Raw genomic sequence first — 16,322 nt, forward strand, 5'->3', positions numbered from 1 at the left:
CCATTACCGACTTGTGCATAGTCAGCCGTCAAGCGGAGGACTATGCTTAGCCTGAAAGTCATAAAACAAGACCGAGGCAATGTCATGGATAAGGAATTACTGGAAGCCGGCTACCGGGCCTACACCGGGGAGAAAATCGACGTCTACTTTAATACGGCGATCTGTCAGCATTCCGGGAACTGCGTGCGCGGCAGCGCGAAGCTGTTCAATCTCAAGCGTAAGCCGTGGATCATCCCGGATGAAGTAGATGTCGCGACGGTGGTGAAGGTGATCGATACCTGCCCGAGCGGCGCGCTGCAATATCGTCATAAATAAGCGAGGAGAAGATGGAAATACTGGAAGGGCACAACAAATTTTATGTTAACGACGCGCAGGGTAACCAGGTCGCGGAGATTGTTTTTGTTCCCACCGGCGAACACCTCAGCATTATCGAACATACCGATGTCGATCCCAGCCTGAAAGGCCAGGGGGTGGGGAAACAGCTGGTGGCGAAGGTGGTGGAAAAAATGCGCCAGGAGCAGCGGAAGATTATTCCTCTCTGCCCGTTTGCCAAACATGAATTCGATAACACCCGTGAATACGACGATATTCGCGCCTGACGTACCGGCACCGGTGTCAACCGGTGCGCTTTTCTCTCGCCAGCGAATCCACGCCTTTAGTCACTCATCGCTTCCCCTCATGCCTGTACAAATGCCGACCGTGAGTTTGCTGATGAACGAGGCGGCTGCCTGTGCGGAAAGCGAGGGGCCAGATGCGGGTGATATTCCACCAGCTTTTTCACTCCCGCCAGCCGCTGAGTGTAGAGCGTTTTCTGGCTCAATCCGAGACGTTGCGACTGCTCGCCTATCGTCTGCCCTTGCAGCAGGGCGAGGAGCGCTTTGAGCTCGGCATGACTTAAACCGGCGGCCCGTTTTCGGTGGATCAGGGCGGCTTCACTGGCAAGGCGTTCAAGCCGCGGCGCGTTCTTCAGCCGATGGATCAGTTGCGCGCAGGGGAGGTCGGCAGGAGCGGCATGGACGTTGCGCAAACGATCCGGATGGCTCACCTGATAAAGCAGCGTTCGCCACAGCCAGATGGCCGGGCTGCGGCTAAGCATCAGCATCGGCAACGGGCGTGATGCCTGGTCGAGCAGCCTGGCCGCCTGGCGCAGTGTGGTGAGCATCCACAGGGGATCGTCAGGAAGAAAGACCACGATCCGCTTCACCGCGGCCAGCTCCCGCAGAGAGACGCCCTCCACCGGCAGCACGACGGGCCGCTTCCCCGCGTTGTGCATCAGCTGGCTCAACCCACGGGCGGCCAGCGAGCAGGGAGAGAGGATGTACTCGGTCATCATTGATAGACAAAGGTAATGCCGATGATCGACTGCACGTTGCCGGCGGTGACCTGGCCTGTGGTCCGGGCGTAGGTCGCCGTCAGGCCGAGATTGACCGGCGAGGTTCCGACGGTGCCCAGTGAGACCGTGCTGTTCGCCGGCACGGCGCTGCCGTTGCGGGTAAGCTGGACGCCTATCCCTTGCGCCGGCGAGGCGGAGGCGGTGTTAGTGAAGATCGCGTTAGCGCTGTCCGCGGTGGCGCCGGAGAGGTAATACCCCAGCTGTTGGCTCTGCGCGCAGTGCACGGTGAGCGGCACGGCCATGGAGCCCGGGTAGTCGGGGAGGGTGACGGTGACATCGCGGGCGGAGACATCGCAGCCGCCGGTGGGGACCACCACGTCGTTATTGGCGTAGATATTCCAGATGAACTGGAAGGAGTCGCTATTGTAGTTGTTAGTCTGATGCAGGATCAGCACCGCGATTAACGATCCTGCGGTGATCGCCACCCCGCCGGCGGTGCTGACCGGCGTCAGATACAGGACGGCCGGCCAGGGCTTATCGGTCCGGGAATCGTAAATCACCCGCGCCGTTTCCGTGGTGGTCGGGAAGGGGTAAGAGGTGCCGTTATATTTCACGGTGCCAGAGAAACTTGACAGCACACCGCCATAGGCGGATCCGCGCTGCAGGGTCACGTAGTCAGTGATCGTTTCCGGATAGTCGTTATGGCAAAAAATCTGCGTGGAGAGGTCGACCACCAGGTTTTGCCCGACGTTGACCGCCGGGGTCAGGTTAACGTAGACGTTGGCTGAGCCGCCGCCGATGGGGATCGTCGCGCCGGTGGCTGTTTTGCAGGCGAAGGACCAGGCGTTCATCGACCAGCCCAACAGCAGCAGGGTGGTGAATAAAGGGATAATTTTTTTCATCATGATGCTCTCCTGGCTCAGGCGTAGGTATAGGTCACGTTAATCACCGCCTGAATGGTGCCTTGCGTGGCGCCGCCGTTGACCGACAGGGCCCTGACCTGCAACGGGAAGCGGGCGGACTGGCTGGCCTCATCCACCTGTACCGACTGGCTGCTGCCATTGTTCAGCGTGGTGCCATCCTCGCTCTGCAATTCGAGCTGAATATTGCCCGCCGTCCCCTGGTTTTTGTAATAGCCGGTGCTGTCCGCGGTCCCGCTGAAGGTGGCCTTCACCCGTGAGGTACCGACGGGGCAGTTGCTGAGATCCAGCGCCACGCTGTGCCAGGCCGATGCCGATCCTGCGCCAATCAGGCTGAAGGTGTAGAGATCGCCCAGCTCGACGGTGGCATTGACGGTGGAGACCGTGCAGGGTCTGGCCACCACTTTCCCGTTGACGGTAAGGGTGACGTCGGCCGACCGCAGGGAAGGGCTCGCGGTTAACAGGCCGGCCAGCAGCCAGCCCACGTGGGTCCATTTCATTTCAGCCTCCACTTACTGAAATTCCAGGGTGAATGTTGCTGTCGCATTGACATGCCCGGCGGTGACGGGCACCTGCGTGGCCATCAGACGGGCGTAAAAGTTCAGGATGTTGGTCTGGCCCGGCGTCAGCGTGGTCCAGGCGATGGCTGACGACGGGGCATTGACAGGCAGCCGGGACTGCTGCTGGTCGAGAATGTCCACCCCCATTCCCGCCGCCGCCGAGGCGCCGGCGTCAAGTTTTAACAGGCTGGTATTGACGCTGTCCGCCACGCCGGTGAAACCGACCTTCACCGCGGTGACGGAAGTGCCGCAGGGCGATAGCACGATACGGAACGGCACCGGCGGGGTCGTCGCCCCGACGGCGTAAAACTGCTTCGCGGCGTTGTCCTGCAAATCGACGGTGAAATCCTTCGACTCTCCGGCCACCGCGCAGGCGTTGTCGCGCACATAGCCGCTGATGGCGATCGTGCTGTCGGCAGCGAAGGCCAGCGGCGCAAACAGAGCGAGCAGGGCGCTCAGCAGAAACTGCGGTGTTCTCATCATCATCTCCTTAGCGACACGCGACGGACAGCTGGCTGAGCGACTGCTGCTGGCTCTCCGGCGGCAGACGATAATCGGCCACGCACTGGGCGTCCGGGCCATCGCCCCATTTCACCCGCACCTTGCCCGCCAGCGGCATCCCGCTGAGGTAGACCTGACCGTTATCCGCGACGATGCTGCCGCTCTGGTTGCTGTCGCTGGTGGCGAGGGCGCCAAACGGCACCGGTTTGCCGCGATGGGTCAGCGTCATCAGAATCTTCATTCCCACCTGGGCGTTAAAGCTGGCGCGGACGATCGCCCCATGGGTAGGCACCACGCTGACCACTGCATCGTCAAGATCGACATTGTCGGCCAGGGTATTGGTGTCCAGCGCGACCCGGTTTTCGCGATACTCGGTGGCATACGGCAGGACGGCATACCCGCGCCAGTCGGTGCGCACCCCGGTCTGGTTTTCTACCTTCACGCCGCCGGCGCCGGGGGCTTTCACCAGCACTACGGTATCGTTCAGCGGCTGGCTCAGGGTGATGCCGTTGGCGTGCGCCAGCACGCCGCCGCTGACCCCGTAGTAGAGCTGTTTGAAACCATCGCTGCGGCTGTAGCCGACGTTGGCGTTGCCGTAGCCGCCGCGGTAGTTGAGCGCGGTATAGCCGGTGCTCCCGCTGTCGCCGTTGCCGCCGCCCGCATAGCCGGTCTGCACGCTATAGCTGAGGTTATTGTCTTCCAGCAGGGTGCCGTACAGGCCCGCCAGATTGGTCATGCGGCCATTGAGATCGTGCGACAGGCTGTAGCTGGCGCTGGCGTGCCGCCAGACCGAACGGCTATCGGAACGCAGCCAGTGGCTGAAGGGGATATTGACGTTGACCGCCAGCATCTGATCGCGCCCCTGCTGCCAGGCATTTTTCGTCAGGCTGTAGCTTAGCGACCAGTTGATATCGTCTACGGCGGCGTTGAGGCCGGCCTGCAGTTGCTCATCGGCATCGTCGGTGCCCCAGTAGGTCTGGTGGCTGCCGCTCAGATAGAGGGTGGCGGTGCGCCCCAGCTGTTGGGTCACGCTCAGCTGCACCTTACCGCGCTTGCTGTAAGCCAGATTGTAGTAGTCGGTAAATTTGGGTTTCACCTGGATAACCCCGTCCTGGGTTTCCACGCTGTAGCCGCTCATCCGGCGGTAGGTGGTATCGGCAAAGTTATAGTAGCCGCGGGTGGAGTAGCGGTAGCCCACCAGCTGCAGGTTGGTGCCGGTCTCATCCAGTGACTTGTTATAGAGAAAACGCACCGACTGTCCCTGATGCTCGCTGTCGTCAGGCAGGGTGGCGTTGGCCTGGGTGATATCCAGCGATAAGGCGCCGAAATAGCCCATGTTTTTCCCCACCCCGAGGTTAAAGGCGCGATAGCGGTCCGCCAGCTGGGTGCCGCCGTACAGGGTCCAGCCGGCCGGCAGGCCATGCATGGCCGTGCTCTGGAAAAAATCGGGCGTTTCCTGCTGGCTGTTGCCGCTGCGGTACTCCCCGGCGGTGAGGGCGAAGCGGGTATGGCCTTCGCGCTGCAGCACCGGCACCGTTGACCAGGGCACGCTGAAGACCTGGCGGGTGCCATCCGCTTCTTTAATGGTGACCTGCAGATCGCCGCCGTTGCCCGCGGCGTAGAGATCGTCGATGGTAAACGGCCCCGGCGGCACCGTGCTCTGGTAGATTTCGTAGCCGTTTTGTTTGACTGACACCTGCGCGGTGCCGCGGGCGATCCCGTGGATCACCGGCGCGAAGCCTTTCTGGCTGTCCGGCAGCATATTGTCATCCGAGGCCAGCTGCGCGCCGCGGAAGTTGATCCCGTCGAAGACATCGCCGTTGGTGTAGCTATCCCCGAGGGTAAGCCGCGAGCGCAGGGAAATGATGTCCCGCTCAAGCCAGCTGTTGACGTGCTGCCAGCGGTTCTCATTGGATGACGCGCTGCCGCCGCTGCTGTAACTCCAGGTGCTGTTGTCGCGCAGGCGCCACGGACCGAAGTTCAGACCGCTCTGCAGGTTCAGATAGGCGTAACGGCTGTTGCCCCCGGTGGTGTTATGGACGTTATTACCGGTGAAGTTATAGTTAATCAGCCCGGCGGTGATGCCGTTATCCCATAGCTCCGGCGGGATATACCCGCGGGCGTGGCTGCCCATAAACGCCTGGGGTACGGTGAGATACAGGCGCTGTTGGCCGACATCGAAGCGGGTGGTGGCTTCGCTGATGAGCGTCGTTAGCGGCACGCAGGCCGTACTGTCCAGGGCCGCCATGCCCGTCACCCGTCCGGTATCCACCCCCATGCTCGCCAGCTGGCCGCGGGTCAGGCAGGGCGACAGGCCATTGCCTTGCGCATCGGCCTGGAAAGTGACGTCCCGGGTGGTCATATAGCCGTTATTGAGATAAATATCGACGCGATAGGTGCCCGGCGGGACCTCCTGGCCTTTTTCAAATCCCGACAGGTCTGCCACCGCCGCCGGATCGTCAGCTAAAAAGCGGGGGTTAAAATAGAGGTCCGCCTGCGCGGCGAACGGCTGTGAGCAGAGCCACAGCGTCAGCGCCGGCGTAATCAGGCGCCGGGCGCTTCGGCGACCCCCATGGTCCAGTCCATATTTTCGATGTGACATAATCCCTCCGGTCCGACGTTGCCCGGCTGTCAGTGCTTCTGGTCATGCGCAGCGTGGCCCGCGCGGCGGGGCACACCAGATTTAACGCAGTACGCCATTCATTTTCGGCGTCAGCGCGCCGTAATCGTTAATGGTGCGATAGGTGATGGTGTTGCCGGCATCCGCGGGCAGCTTGACGCTGGTTTTACCCATCGGCGGCACCAGGGCGTTTTCCAGAATGCGCGTTCCGGCGTTCAGTTCGGTCACCGTCAGGTAATAAGGGGTTGGATTCGTCAGCGTTAGCGACGATCCGTTGCGGCTAAAGGTCAGCTTGTCCGCCGCCTGATCCGGGGGCAGGGTCAGTTTTGCCGGTCGGTAGTAGAGCTTGATGCGGCTGATAATCGCCAACTGGAGGGTGTTGTCGCTGAGCTTCGATTTATCCATTGAGGGAATAGCCTTCACGTTCATCCAGAACAGGCTTTCCCGATCCTGCGGCAGCTGGTTATTGGTCGCATCGATAATGCGCAGGGTGTTCTCTTTTTTGCCCTGCATGGCAAACAGCGGGGGAGTGATAACAAACCGGCCGTCTCGCTGCCCATCGGCATTTTCCACCCATGACTGAATAAGCCAGGTGCTGTTGTCGTCGTTATTGGTCACCGCCAGCTGGACCTGTTTCTGACCCGCCGGGTAGATAACCCGGGTCGCGCCCAGCGCGACGCCCGCGTGCGCGCTGGCGCTCAACGCGCCGGCGGCGAAAAGCACACATCCCGTCAGTATGCCGCGTATCGTCGTTGCTGTTTTTCTCACATTATCTCCTTGTCTGCTCACGGTGTTGTCCTGCTGGTCTGCGGGTTGATTACTGATAAGTTAATGAGAACCAGGCCTGGGCGTTGGCCGCGCCGCCGATGACCTGGCGTCCGGTCGCCCGATATTTGGCGACGAAATTTAGCGTCGTCGGTCCGCGGTAGAGCGGTATCCAGCGATCCGGCGGACGATTGAGAGGCAGCTGCTGGCCGTGACTGTCGAACAGCGCGATGCCGATCCCGCTGGCGATCCCCGGGCCTTCACCCACCGACAGCACGTCGGGGTTTTTGCCGTCAGCCACGCCGTGAAATGCCACCCCGACATGCTGGCTGACTGCCGTACTGCAATCCTGTAAATGAATCGTGAAAGGGATCGGGTTGCTGTCTTCGCCCACGTCGTGAAATCGGTTACTGCTGATCTGTCCCAGATTGACCGTCATCTGCCGATCGCCGGCTTCGACGCGGCAGGAACTGGCCATAATCAGGCCCTGAAAGCGCATGCTGCCCCCCGGCAGCGTGACGTTCCACTGATTACCGGCCAGCGCCAGCGGAGGCAGCAGCAGTAGCAGACCCGATTTCATTCCCTGCATCGTTTCACCCCGGTTGCAAAATTAAGCGCGGGCCCTCCTGGCCCGGATGGCTTCCTTGCCTGATGTTTGCCTTACTCGTACTGCACTTTGAAGGTGGCGTCAGCGTTCGCGATACCGGCGGTCGCGGCGCCAGTGGCGTAGTAACGCGCCTGGAACGGAATGATGTTGGTGCCGTCATTCAGCGTGGTGGCTGCGCTGAAGGTGGCGCCGTCCAGCGCCAGCGGCGTGCCGGTGTTGTCGAGGATCTGCACGCCGACGTTGGTCGCGCTGCCGGCGGCAGAGTTTTGCAGCGCCAGAACGGTGGTATTGCTGCTGTCGATGGCCGTACCGGCGAAGGCGACGGACGCTTTGGTTGCTACCGTGGTGTCGCAATCATCCAGCTGAATGTTGAAACCAACGGACGAACTGGTGCTCCCCGCCGTGGCCAGCTTCGCGGAACGCACCTGGCCCAACTGGACGGTTTGATCGATAGAGCCGGCATCCACCGCACAGGCCGCGTTAACGACTTCCCCTTTAAAATGGACGGTCCCGCCGTTAACCGTGGTGGTATCGGCCAGGGCCGCCGCGGAGCTCAGAGACAGGGCTGACACAACAATCATTGCCAGTGTTTTGATTTTCATACTGTTTTCCTTTGAACGATGTCGAAATAACGAACCGGATTGGCAGCCGTTGTGCCTTCCAGGCATTTCAGATTTCAGCCGAGTGGTCCGGCTGCCGGCTCTGCACAGTTTTCGCCCAACCGATGAGACAATTGGGGCCATTTTGACTCGTTGAGATAAACGATCTGTTCGTTGTTTAATCTTGCCTGTTTTCCGGTATTAAACTCTGTTTAGTGTGGTTTTATTGGTTATTTAATCTGGTGGTATTGGCGAGAGTGCGAAAGGAAGAGAGATACCGCTGGCGAAGGCGCGCCAATGCAACGGGAGGGCAGGGTGGGGAAAAGTGCGTAATTGACGCTTTAAAAATATATTAAAAACATGTAGTTAATAATTTTTCTGCAGAAATATGGCGTGGTGAGTTGCAAAATATGTCAAAACATTTTTATGATATAAACAGTTTGGCCCCAATTGACCTGTTCACGGTTTATTTTTTTAATTAAATTCAATCAGTTGTATCAACTCCCGATTCTGCAATGCTTTCTCCAATAAGATTATTTCTTTCCCATATTCCAGCGAAACGCGCCGCATTGCTGGCGGTGTAGCGTACCGTGTGTCGAATATTACGATGACCGAGGTAATCCTGGATCAAACGGGTATCTGTACCTCTTTCCGCCAGTTCGTAGCCGCAGGCGTGACGCAGCATATGGGGGTGGGTCTGCGTCACGGTACCCGCCTTTTCCCCGGCGGAGCGAATAATACGATACGCCTGCTGGCGTGAGAGCGGGGTCCCGCGACGGGAGATAAAAAGCGCGTCGGTTTTGGCCGCCGCTTTCCAGCCGGCGCGGACCTGACTCCAGCGCTCAATGGCCTCACGTTCATCAAAGCGCAGCGGGTGAATAGTTGAAAAACCGTTCTTCAACCGCCGCACATTGACCCGGCCTTCCCGTAGATCCAGATCGTGATAGTGCAGATCCAGCAGTTCGCTGATGCGCATCCCGTGGCGAAAGGCGAGAAGGATGAGGCAGTAGTCCCGCTCGCCGGTGGCGCCCTGACGCGCGGCCTGCATCATAGCCTGAACTTCTTTGGCGGTAAGAAAACGACGTCGGTTCACAATAATTACTCCTGAAAAAGAGGTGAGGGGTCGTCATGGCGAAACCATACGCCATGACGGAAAAGATCCGTAATGTAAGAACGGTACAAGGTGAAGGCGATTAACCACGTATAGATAGCATATTATATTTACAGCCAGTCAAAATATCGCCTGGCGATAATTCTTAATTTTAGAGATTTTAAGCAAGGTCACAATAGATCTGCTCGGGTTTTATAGCATGTGCATAAAATAAAAGGGATTTTTCACTCGGTAGATTTTAAAAAATAGCGGGGTGGATTTTTAGCCAACAATAAAGAATCACGGCAAAACCGGAATTAATACAGGGTCAATTTAACGATGAGATCGCAGGATTAAATAAGAACTTGCGGGAACAGTAATCATAATTAACTGAGGGTTAATTTATTGCTATTTAATTTCCCCGCAACGCGGTACAACGCCATCCGTGGCGTCAGGCTTACTGAAGCAGCGACAGGCGCTGTTTGTCGCGCGTATTGTCCCAGATACCATAGAAGCGTCCCGCGTTGCTGGCGGTATACCAGACGGTATGGCGAATATTGCGGTGTCCGAGATAGTCCTGGATCAGACGGGTATCGATACCCATATTGGCCAGCGCAAAGCCACAGGAGTGGCGCAGCATGTGCGGGTGGATCTCCAGCGGCAATCCCGCCTGGTCGCCAGAGGAGGCGATAATTTGATAAAACTGCTGGCGGGAAAGGGGATTGCCTTTGCGGGAGAGAAACAGCCACTCGCTGGCGGCCTGTGGCCAGGTGTTGCGAATGGCCAGCCAGCGCTTTAGGGCGTGGATCTCTTTATTCAGCAAAGGGTGGGTGGTCGAAAACCCCTTTTTTAGCCGATGGATATAAACGCAGCGGGAAGCAAGGTCGATATCGGATATTCTCAGGCGACAGATCTCGCTGGCGCGCAGACCATGGATGAAGCACAGCAGCGTCAGGCAATAATTACGTGCGGCATAGGGACCGCTATCGGCGGCTTTAAGTAGTGACTCGATTTCATTCTGAGTCAGGAAGTTCCTTTTTTTAATCTCGGCGTTATTCGTCATAGTGTTCCCTTTTATGGCAGGCAAATATTACGCTTTCCAGGCCTGCGTCAGGTCATTGTTAAATGCGACTGCCTTTTTATTTTTAAACAGCGTGCTGATAACGTTTTTATTTGCTACGGGAGCATGCGGTATCATGGGCTATCGCCATCCCCAGCGATAAGACGCCGTATGCTGAAGGGTAAAGAAAGGGTTAGCTGGTTGAACTGGCGAATCTTTCCTGGAGGTTTCCACGTCCTGTACATCCCTGATCCTCTTGATGATGCCCGCTTGATGATGGAGGCACTGGCTTCCGGCCACGGCAAGGCGGCCATCAATGCCGTCATGATTTATTTCCCGGCAGTTGGGGCGGCACGGCGTCAGCCAGCCGGCCTCCCGTATCTCAGCGACGGGAATGGCATGAGTAATTTCTCAGACAGAATACAACCTTGAACCGTCTGGATAGCATTCACTGCAAAACTACAACAGAGATTAAACCATACTGCAAAAAGCCTGGGGATAATAGCCATTGTCTCTGTGAGGGCACTTTACGTCTTATTTAACGGGTTGAGCTTAATCTTAATGGTGCTGTGGGAGCGCGGGCGGTAATCGGCGGAAGCGGTGATATCAGGCGGTGGGTATAAGAGAGGCATAGGCTGCAGACTGGTGTGGGTAATATTCTGCTGCGAGCTAAGAATAAAGAGCAGGTAGGGGACAGACGCGACGGTCCGGTGTCGCAGGCGGTGTTAAAGGCTCCGGTGGCAGAAGTCCGCGATCTGATATCCACCGGAGCAGGCTGACTTACCATTTTTCGTCGCGGGCTTCCTGACGACCTTCGCGGCGGTTTTCCCGCTTATCGTGACGGCAGCTGGCGTTGCTTTGATTATTATTTCTGACGCACTCTTGCTTGGTTTCACGGCCCTGCTCGCGGCTATCCTGGCGGATATCGCGAGCGTCCTGGCGCTGGTCGCTGCGCCAGGTCGCCTGCGCCGAAAGCGAGGGCGTCAGCAGCGCGACGCACGCCAGGGCGAGTAAGCATCTTTTCATGGGGGTGGTCCTGTTAATGAATATATTAAATTAATAGCAGTTAATGAATATTCGTGCCTGATGCGCAGGATGATAAAGTACAAAAAGTGCCAGGATAGCGATAACTGATTTATTTTTATCTTTTTTAGGTGTGTAACGATTGCTCTAATATGTTATGCAGGGCGTCAACAGCAAAAACAAACGTCTGTGGTATGCTGAAAATATGAAAATGCTTTGTGCAAAGGTAGGGCAGAGGGTAGGTGTAGGAGCCCGCTGATGCTGATAATGCGGAGCCTTGTGACCTTAAGCATTGACGAGAAAAATCCGACAAATTATCCAGGCACTATTGTTCGCCGGGCATGAGATTGTCGTCTGGCGGTTGATCTCTTTTCACCATGGCTTACCGATGATGATACCGACTTCGCAACGCGACTGGCGCCTGCTGGCCGCCGGGAGCGGCGGCCTTCTTCTGCTGGCCGCCGGCATCACCTTGCACAGCCACTGGAGCGACTTCCTCCAGTGGTGCCTCGCCACGCAAATTACCTTGCATCGCTATCTGGTGATGTACCTTCTGCTGCTGAACAACCATCAGTACAGCGGCGGCGTCTGGCTGCTGGTGGGCGCTTTTCTCTACGGCGTGCTCCACGCTATCGGACCGGGCCACGGCAAGTTTATCGTCACCACTTACCTGAGCACCAATCAGGAGAGCCTGACCGCGGCGCGGGTGGTGCCTTTTCTCGGCAGCCTGCTGCAGGGCGTCAGCGCCATCCTGTTTGTCTTTATTCTCGCGGTGGGGCTGAATCTGGCCGCTGGCGATCTCAGCGCCAGCCGCTGGTACGTCGAGAAGATCAGCGCCCTGACCATCGCCGCCTTTGGGGTTTACGTTATCTGTCGTGCGCTGCAGAGCCTGCTGCCGGGTAAAAGGAGAATACGCGCCCTGAGGCCGGCGCATCAGCATGATGCCTCGTGCGGCTGCGGGCACCACGGCGTGGGACACGACCTGCAGGGCGCCGACTGGAAGACACGCCTGGGCGTGGTGCTGGCCATCGGCGCCCGGCCCTGCAGCGGAGCGATTATGATCCTGCTGTTCGCCAACGCGCTGGGGATCGTCAGCTGGGGCATCGCCGCGGTGATGACCATGGCGCTGGGCACCGCGCTGTCGATCCTTGGTCTGTCGCTGGCGGTGCACTATGCCCGTCACCGTACCGTCAACCGGCTGACGGCGACCAGCCGTCCGCGGCCCTGGCTGGTGCCGCTGGTGAAGATCCTCGGCGGGCTGGCGCTGATCCTCTTTGCCGCGACATTGTTTTTCACCGTGGTGCCGATCAGCGCTAACGGCGACTTTATCGCCGCCGGCTGTTAACGGCTCTCCAGCAGGCGCATCAATACCCGCAGCGCCTGATCCAGCTGCTGGCGCTCGCCATCGCTGAGCCCCGCCAGCAGCTGCCGTTCATTATCGACATGGGTCTCCACCGCTTCATCGATGCGTTCACGTCCGGCGGGCGTCAGGGCGACCAGCATACTGCGGGCGTCTTCCGGATTGGGCAGGCGGGTAATAAATCCGCGTTTCTCCAATGCCTTCAGGCGATGAGTCATGGTGCCGGAGGTGATCATCAGCGTGGAGAAGAGCTGGGTAGGCGAAAGAATAAACGGCGCCCCGGCGCGGCGCAGCGTCGCCAGCATGTCAAACTCCCAGCGCACCAGCTCATGGCGTGTAAAAGCCACTTCCACCTGCGGCTCCAGCAGCATGGCGCATCGTTTCAGACGGCCAATTGGCCCCATTGGGCTGCAGTCGAGGTCCGGCCGCTCGCGCTGCCACTGGGCGAGGATCCGATCAACGGCGTCGATCGGCGGTGATTTGTCCATAAGTGCTCACTTGTCTTGATATCAAGATAATTGCGTGTACATACTTGCGGCACCAATTTAACTTGAAGTGAAGATAAAATCATGGCTTTTCTCTCGCGTAGTCTGATGCTCGACCTGCTGCTCACGGCGCTGGCGCCCGCTATCTGGGGGACGACCTACATCGTCACCTCCCAGTTTCTTCCCCCCGACCGGCCGTTTATCGCCGCCCTTCTGAGGGTTTTGCCGGCAGGCATCGCCCTGCTGATCTGGAGCCGCCGCTTTCCACAGCGCGGCGAATGGCTAAAGCTTATCGTTACCGGCATCTTAAATATCGGCGCATTTCAGGCGCTGCTGTTTATCGCCGCCTATCGCTTACCCGGCGGTCTGGCGGCAGTGATTGGCGCGATCCAGCCGCTGCTGGTGATGCTTCTCGCCTGGTGCGTAGACCGGCAGCGCTCGCCCTGGCTGGCGGTATTCTCAGCCCTCGCCGGCATACTCGGTATGGCCATGCTGCTGCTGTCGCCGCGCACCGTCCTCGACCCGCTGGGCATCGGCGCGGCGTTTCTCGGGGCGATCAGTATGGCGCTGGGCACCTGGCTCTCCCGCCGCTGGGCGCTCTCCCTGCCGATCGTCGCGTTAACCGGCTGGCAGCTGGCGATCGGCGGGGTGGTGCTGGCGCCCGTGGCGCTGATCGTTGATCCCCCTTTACAACAGGTGACAGCGCTGCAGGTGGCCGGCTATCTGTGGCTGTGCGTGGCGGGCGCGATGCTGGCCTATGGCCTGTGGTTCCGGGGGATTGGCCGCCTCTCGCCGGTGGCGGTATCGGCAATGAGCCTGCTGAGCCCGGTGACCGCCGTGGTGTTGGGGTGGATTTTCCTTGGCCAAAAGATCCAGGGGATGGCGCTGGTCGGGCTGATCGTGGTGCTGGCGAGCGTGTTGTCTATTCAGCGCGCGCTGGCGCGTCAGGCGGCGGGGGCAAAAACGAAAAAAGCCCCATAACGGGGCTCGACATTGCTGTGTGCGGGGTGGGCGGCGGGAGCCAGACCAGCCGCCCGCAGGCGGCCTGTCCGGCAGCTCCCTCTGCAACCATTCGCTTATTTAGAGAGCTCGGCGGTCATATGGACCTGGTTGCCGGTGTACGCTTCAGTGATGTGGTAGGAAGCGCCTTGTTCTTTCGCAATGGTCGCGATTTTCGCTTCTGCGCTGTCCAGGGTGTCTGCTGTTACGCTCACCGGATGAGCGAAGCTAGCGAAAGAGACCAGGGAGAGCATACCGGCAGCGGCGAGTAATTTTACGTTTTTCATGGTGTTTGTCCTTTTAACTTTTATGGTGGAAAGCGTGTTTGCTTTCGATGGGCTTATAATAAGTCTGCTAACTATAACGCGCGTGGCAAAAAGTGCGATTTAGATCACATTTTTATGGCGGTTTGATGACGGAGATATGAATGTTTCTCTATTTTTTAATTTAAAAACAATGGATTATTGATTATTTTTTGATGGGAGTATCACGCGGACTGCCTGCGATCAGAATGTAGAATGCGCCTCATTTACGCGGTTACCATTCGTTGTATGAATTAGTTGGGCGGTTTTTAGCCGCCGTTGGGGCGGATTCGGACGATTCGCAATAGCCCTCTGGCGGCCATTTCGGCATGCTGAGACGGCCATTTCTCTCATGCCCTGGCGTTAGGCTTTCCGCGCTGTAAACATCCATCACCCCGTTTTGATCTATCAATAAGCATTTATTAATAGTTATCGATTATCTGTTATATAACTTAATGAAACGTGAACAAATGTATATTTGTCGGCGAATAAATAGCATTCTTTGACGCCGATAGCACCAGCGAACTTATATTTTTAAGTTCGTTACCTGACGCCTTAAATATTGCGGCTCCCGGTCAGTCGAAGATTCTATTAGCAGTGGCATAAATCAGCATCGCCTGATGTTTCTGGTTCTATGCGAATTCACAGTGTGCTCATTGATTCGTAATTCACTCTGACAAGGAAATGGCAATGAAAAAGGTTCTTCTCTCTGCAGCAATGGCAACCGCGTTTTTTGGCATGACTGCTGCCCATGCAGCTGATACCAATGTTGGCGGCGGCCAGGTTAATTTCTTCGGTAAAGTTACCGATGTATCCTGTACTGTTTCTGTTAACGGCCAGGGCAGCGATGCGAACGTTTACCTGTCTCCGGTAACTCTGACTGAAGTTAAAGCGGCAGCAGCGGATACTTACCTGAAACCGAAATCTTTCACCATTGACGTCTCTAACTGCCAGGCTGCTGACGGCACCAAACAGGATGACGTAAGCAAACTGGGCGTAAACTGGACCGGCGGTAACCTGCTGGCTGGCGCTACCAGCAAACAACAGGGCTACCTGGCGAACACCGAAGCTTCCGGTGCTCAGAACATCCAGCTGGTACTGTCTACTGACAACGCTACCGCACTGACCAACAAAATCATCCCGGGTGACAGCACTCAGCCGAAAGCGAAAGGCGACGCTTCCGCTGTCGCTGATGGCGCGCGTTTCACCTACTACGTAGGCTACGCCACCAGCGCGCCGACCACTGTGACCACTGGTGTGGTTAACAGCTACGCGACTTACGAAATTACTTACCAGTAATTCCGTCAGAAAATAAAACTGCCCCGCGATGGGGCAGTTAATAACAATAATAAAGCGGCGATGACCGCCGCTTGTATTTTTATTCTGAGGTCAGCATGAAGCGTATTGCCCTTTTTTTCTGTTTCATTTTTAGTTTTGCGGCCCACGCCAACAATATTATTGTTAACGGTACCCGCTTTATTTATCCAGGAAATGAAAAAGAAATAACGGTACAGCTTTCAAATAACGCCGACCGTCCGGCGCTGGCGCAGGCCTGGCTGGATAACGGCGATGCCGATGCCACACCGGATACCATTACCACCCCGTTTATTATCACCCCGCCGATTTCGCGCGTTGACGCCAAGAGCGGCCAGACGCTGCGTATTAAGCTCGACAGCAGCGCCGGTCTGGCGAAAGATAAAGAGACGCTGTGGTGGCTGAATCTGTTGGAAATACCGCCGGTGGTGGCCAATCAGAAAAATGAAGGCCAGAACGTGCTGCAGCTGGCGATCCGTTCGCGCTTTAAATTTATTTATCGTCCTGCCGGACTGGGCAACCGCGATGCGGCGGCCGAGAAGCTGACCCTGACCGCCAGCGGCAGTAGTCTCGCCATCAACAACCCGACGCCGTTCTACATTACCGTCAGCCGTATTTCCCGCGACGGCGGTAAAGCCCTGAACAGCAAAACCGTGATGCTGGCGCCGCAGTCCAGCCAGACGGTGGCGCTTTCCTCAGCCGTCAACCGCGGCGAAACCCTGACCGTTAACAACATTAATGACTATGGCGCCGATGTCGCAGTGAAAGTGGCCGTTAAATAAGG

At 57.6% G+C, this 16,322-nt stretch carries 19 protein-coding genes and 1 pseudogene; 7 read left to right on the forward strand and 13 right to left on the reverse strand.

Annotated features, from left to right (window positions below; genetic code table 11):
- The first annotated feature begins 84 nt into the window (after window positions 1-84).
- Window positions 85-315 carry a 4Fe-4S mono-cluster protein YjdI gene (yjdI, locus tag MKS11_RS01870; protein ID WP_004205354.1) on the forward strand — a complete coding sequence of 77 codons (231 nt, stop codon included), beginning with the start codon at window positions 85-87 and terminating at the stop codon, window positions 313-315.
- A gap of 11 nt (window positions 316-326) precedes the next feature.
- Window positions 327-599, forward strand: a complete 273-nt coding sequence (locus tag MKS11_RS01875; protein WP_002916201.1) for a GNAT family N-acetyltransferase — start codon at window positions 327-329, stop codon at window positions 597-599.
- Between the two features lie 83 nt (window positions 600-682).
- On the opposite strand, the pseudogene MKS11_RS01880 reads toward MKS11_RS01875, so the two are convergent.
- The 10 genes and pseudogenes from MKS11_RS01880 to fimB form a co-directional block, all read right to left on the reverse strand.
- Window positions 683-1,333: pseudogene (locus MKS11_RS01880) on the reverse strand (fimbrial protein); the annotation flags it as partial.
- Window positions 1,330-2,235 carry a fimbrial protein gene (locus MKS11_RS01885; RefSeq protein ID WP_004205356.1) on the reverse strand — a complete coding sequence of 302 codons (906 nt, stop codon included), beginning with the start codon at window positions 2,233-2,235 and terminating at the stop codon, window positions 1,330-1,332. The gene MKS11_RS01885 and the pseudogene MKS11_RS01880, both read right to left, overlap by 4 nt.
- Window positions 2,236-2,252: 17 nt before the next feature.
- The gene (locus MKS11_RS01890) at window positions 2,253-2,738 is read right to left on the reverse strand and encodes a fimbrial protein (protein WP_072500825.1); all 486 of its coding nucleotides are present in this window, start codon (window positions 2,736-2,738) and stop codon (window positions 2,253-2,255) included.
- A 27-nt stretch (window positions 2,739-2,765) separates the two neighbouring features.
- Window positions 2,766-3,293, reverse strand: a complete 528-nt coding sequence (locus MKS11_RS01895) for a fimbrial protein (protein WP_004205358.1) — start codon at window positions 3,291-3,293, stop codon at window positions 2,766-2,768.
- Window positions 3,294-3,303: 10 nt separating this feature from the next.
- Complete coding sequence (locus tag MKS11_RS01900) at window positions 3,304-5,916, reverse strand: fimbrial biogenesis usher protein (protein ID WP_080847500.1); 2,613 nt, start codon at window positions 5,914-5,916, stop codon at window positions 3,304-3,306.
- A gap of 81 nt (window positions 5,917-5,997) precedes the next feature.
- The gene (locus MKS11_RS01905) at window positions 5,998-6,681 is read right to left on the reverse strand and encodes a fimbria/pilus periplasmic chaperone (RefSeq protein ID WP_369707419.1); all 684 of its coding nucleotides are present in this window, start codon (window positions 6,679-6,681) and stop codon (window positions 5,998-6,000) included.
- Window positions 6,682-6,751: 70 nt separating this feature from the next.
- A complete protein-coding gene (locus MKS11_RS01910) occupies window positions 6,752-7,288 on the reverse strand; it encodes a fimbrial protein (protein ID WP_065696828.1) in 537 nt (178 codons plus the stop codon).
- Window positions 7,289-7,359: 71 nt separating this feature from the next.
- Entirely contained in the window at window positions 7,360-7,908 is a 549-nt protein-coding gene (gene fimA, locus MKS11_RS01915) for a type 1 fimbrial major subunit FimA (RefSeq protein WP_004205364.1), read from the reverse strand.
- A 481-nt stretch (window positions 7,909-8,389) separates the two neighbouring features.
- Window positions 8,390-8,998, reverse strand: a complete 609-nt coding sequence (gene fimE / locus MKS11_RS01920; protein WP_004205365.1) for a type 1 fimbria switch DNA invertase FimE — start codon at window positions 8,996-8,998, stop codon at window positions 8,390-8,392.
- Between the two features lie 454 nt (window positions 8,999-9,452).
- Window positions 9,453-10,058, reverse strand: coding sequence for a type 1 fimbria switch DNA invertase FimB (fimB, locus tag MKS11_RS01925; protein WP_004205366.1), 606 nt, complete (start codon window positions 10,056-10,058; stop codon window positions 9,453-9,455).
- A 168-nt stretch (window positions 10,059-10,226) separates the two neighbouring features.
- On the opposite strand from fimB, the gene MKS11_RS01930 reads away from it, so the two are divergent.
- Window positions 10,227-10,487, forward strand: coding sequence for a hypothetical protein (locus MKS11_RS01930; RefSeq protein ID WP_017899261.1), 261 nt, complete (start codon window positions 10,227-10,229; stop codon window positions 10,485-10,487).
- 348 nt (window positions 10,488-10,835) lie between these two features.
- On the opposite strand, the gene MKS11_RS01935 is transcribed toward MKS11_RS01930, so the two are convergent.
- A complete protein-coding gene (locus MKS11_RS01935) occupies window positions 10,836-11,081 on the reverse strand; it encodes a hypothetical protein (protein ID WP_043520897.1) in 246 nt (81 codons plus the stop codon).
- 385 nt (window positions 11,082-11,466) lie between these two features.
- Between MKS11_RS01935 and MKS11_RS01940 the strand changes: the two genes are divergently transcribed.
- Window positions 11,467-12,423, forward strand: coding sequence for a nickel/cobalt transporter (locus tag MKS11_RS01940; protein ID WP_053810906.1), 957 nt, complete (start codon window positions 11,467-11,469; stop codon window positions 12,421-12,423).
- Here the strand turns inward: MKS11_RS01940 and MKS11_RS01945 are convergent.
- Window positions 12,420-12,926 (reverse strand): MarR family winged helix-turn-helix transcriptional regulator, encoded by a 507-nt coding sequence (locus tag MKS11_RS01945; protein ID WP_004205381.1) that lies wholly within the window; start codon window positions 12,924-12,926, stop codon window positions 12,420-12,422. The two genes, MKS11_RS01940 and MKS11_RS01945, sit on opposite strands and share 4 nt — an antisense overlap.
- A gap of 81 nt (window positions 12,927-13,007) precedes the next feature.
- Here MKS11_RS01945 and MKS11_RS01950 point away from each other — a divergent pair, with 81 nt between their 5' ends.
- Window positions 13,008-13,904 carry an EamA family transporter gene (locus tag MKS11_RS01950; RefSeq protein ID WP_048295557.1) on the forward strand — a complete coding sequence of 299 codons (897 nt, stop codon included), beginning with the start codon at window positions 13,008-13,010 and terminating at the stop codon, window positions 13,902-13,904.
- A gap of 95 nt (window positions 13,905-13,999) precedes the next feature.
- On the opposite strand, the gene MKS11_RS01955 is transcribed toward MKS11_RS01950, so the two are convergent.
- Entirely contained in the window at window positions 14,000-14,209 is a 210-nt protein-coding gene (locus MKS11_RS01955; protein WP_002916131.1) for a DUF1471 domain-containing protein, read from the reverse strand.
- A 705-nt stretch (window positions 14,210-14,914) separates the two neighbouring features.
- On the opposite strand from MKS11_RS01955, the gene mrkA reads away from it, so the two are divergent.
- Window positions 14,915-15,523 carry a type 3 fimbria major subunit MrkA gene (gene mrkA, locus MKS11_RS01960; protein WP_000756959.1) on the forward strand — a complete coding sequence of 203 codons (609 nt, stop codon included), beginning with the start codon at window positions 14,915-14,917 and terminating at the stop codon, window positions 15,521-15,523.
- A gap of 95 nt (window positions 15,524-15,618) precedes the next feature.
- A complete protein-coding gene (mrkB, locus tag MKS11_RS01965; RefSeq protein ID WP_087770918.1) occupies window positions 15,619-16,320 on the forward strand; it encodes a type 3 fimbria chaperone MrkB in 702 nt (233 codons plus the stop codon).
- Window positions 16,321-16,322 lie beyond the last annotated feature (2 nt).

This window comes from Klebsiella sp. K5-45 (genome assembly GCF_030128605.1).
Lineage (GTDB): Bacteria > Pseudomonadota > Gammaproteobacteria > Enterobacterales > Enterobacteriaceae > Klebsiella > Klebsiella quasipneumoniae.

Excerpts from the sequence above, each read along its gene's own strand:
- fimA (WP_004205364.1), bottom strand. The coding sequence starts at position 7,908 with ATGAAAATCAAAACACTGGCAATGATTGTTGTGTCAGCCCTGTCTCTG.
- MKS11_RS01875 (WP_002916201.1), top strand. The coding sequence starts at position 327 with ATGGAAATACTGGAAGGGCACAACAAATTTTATGTTAACGACGCGCAG.
- fimB (WP_004205366.1), bottom strand. The coding sequence starts at position 10,058 with ATGACGAATAACGCCGAGATTAAAAAAAGGAACTTCCTGACTCAGAAT.
- MKS11_RS01940 (WP_053810906.1), top strand. The coding sequence starts at position 11,467 with ATGATGATACCGACTTCGCAACGCGACTGGCGCCTGCTGGCCGCCGGG.
- MKS11_RS01945 (WP_004205381.1), bottom strand. The coding sequence starts at position 12,926 with ATGGACAAATCACCGCCGATCGACGCCGTTGATCGGATCCTCGCCCAG.
- mrkA (WP_000756959.1), top strand. The coding sequence starts at position 14,915 with ATGAAAAAGGTTCTTCTCTCTGCAGCAATGGCAACCGCGTTTTTTGGC.
- MKS11_RS01930 (WP_017899261.1), top strand. The coding sequence starts at position 10,227 with ATGCTGAAGGGTAAAGAAAGGGTTAGCTGGTTGAACTGGCGAATCTTT.
- yjdI (WP_004205354.1), top strand. The coding sequence starts at position 85 with ATGGATAAGGAATTACTGGAAGCCGGCTACCGGGCCTACACCGGGGAG.
- MKS11_RS01910 (WP_065696828.1), bottom strand. The coding sequence starts at position 7,288 with ATGCAGGGAATGAAATCGGGTCTGCTACTGCTGCTGCCTCCGCTGGCG.
- MKS11_RS01900 (WP_080847500.1), bottom strand. The coding sequence starts at position 5,916 with ATGTCACATCGAAAATATGGACTGGACCATGGGGGTCGCCGAAGCGCC.
- MKS11_RS01895 (WP_004205358.1), bottom strand. The coding sequence starts at position 3,293 with ATGAGAACACCGCAGTTTCTGCTGAGCGCCCTGCTCGCTCTGTTTGCG.
- MKS11_RS01955 (WP_002916131.1), bottom strand. The coding sequence starts at position 14,209 with ATGAAAAACGTAAAATTACTCGCCGCTGCCGGTATGCTCTCCCTGGTC.
- mrkB (WP_087770918.1), top strand. The coding sequence starts at position 15,619 with ATGAAGCGTATTGCCCTTTTTTTCTGTTTCATTTTTAGTTTTGCGGCC.
- MKS11_RS01950 (WP_048295557.1), top strand. The coding sequence starts at position 13,008 with ATGGCTTTTCTCTCGCGTAGTCTGATGCTCGACCTGCTGCTCACGGCG.
- MKS11_RS01935 (WP_043520897.1), bottom strand. The coding sequence starts at position 11,081 with ATGAAAAGATGCTTACTCGCCCTGGCGTGCGTCGCGCTGCTGACGCCC.
- MKS11_RS01885 (WP_004205356.1), bottom strand. The coding sequence starts at position 2,235 with ATGAAAAAAATTATCCCTTTATTCACCACCCTGCTGCTGTTGGGCTGG.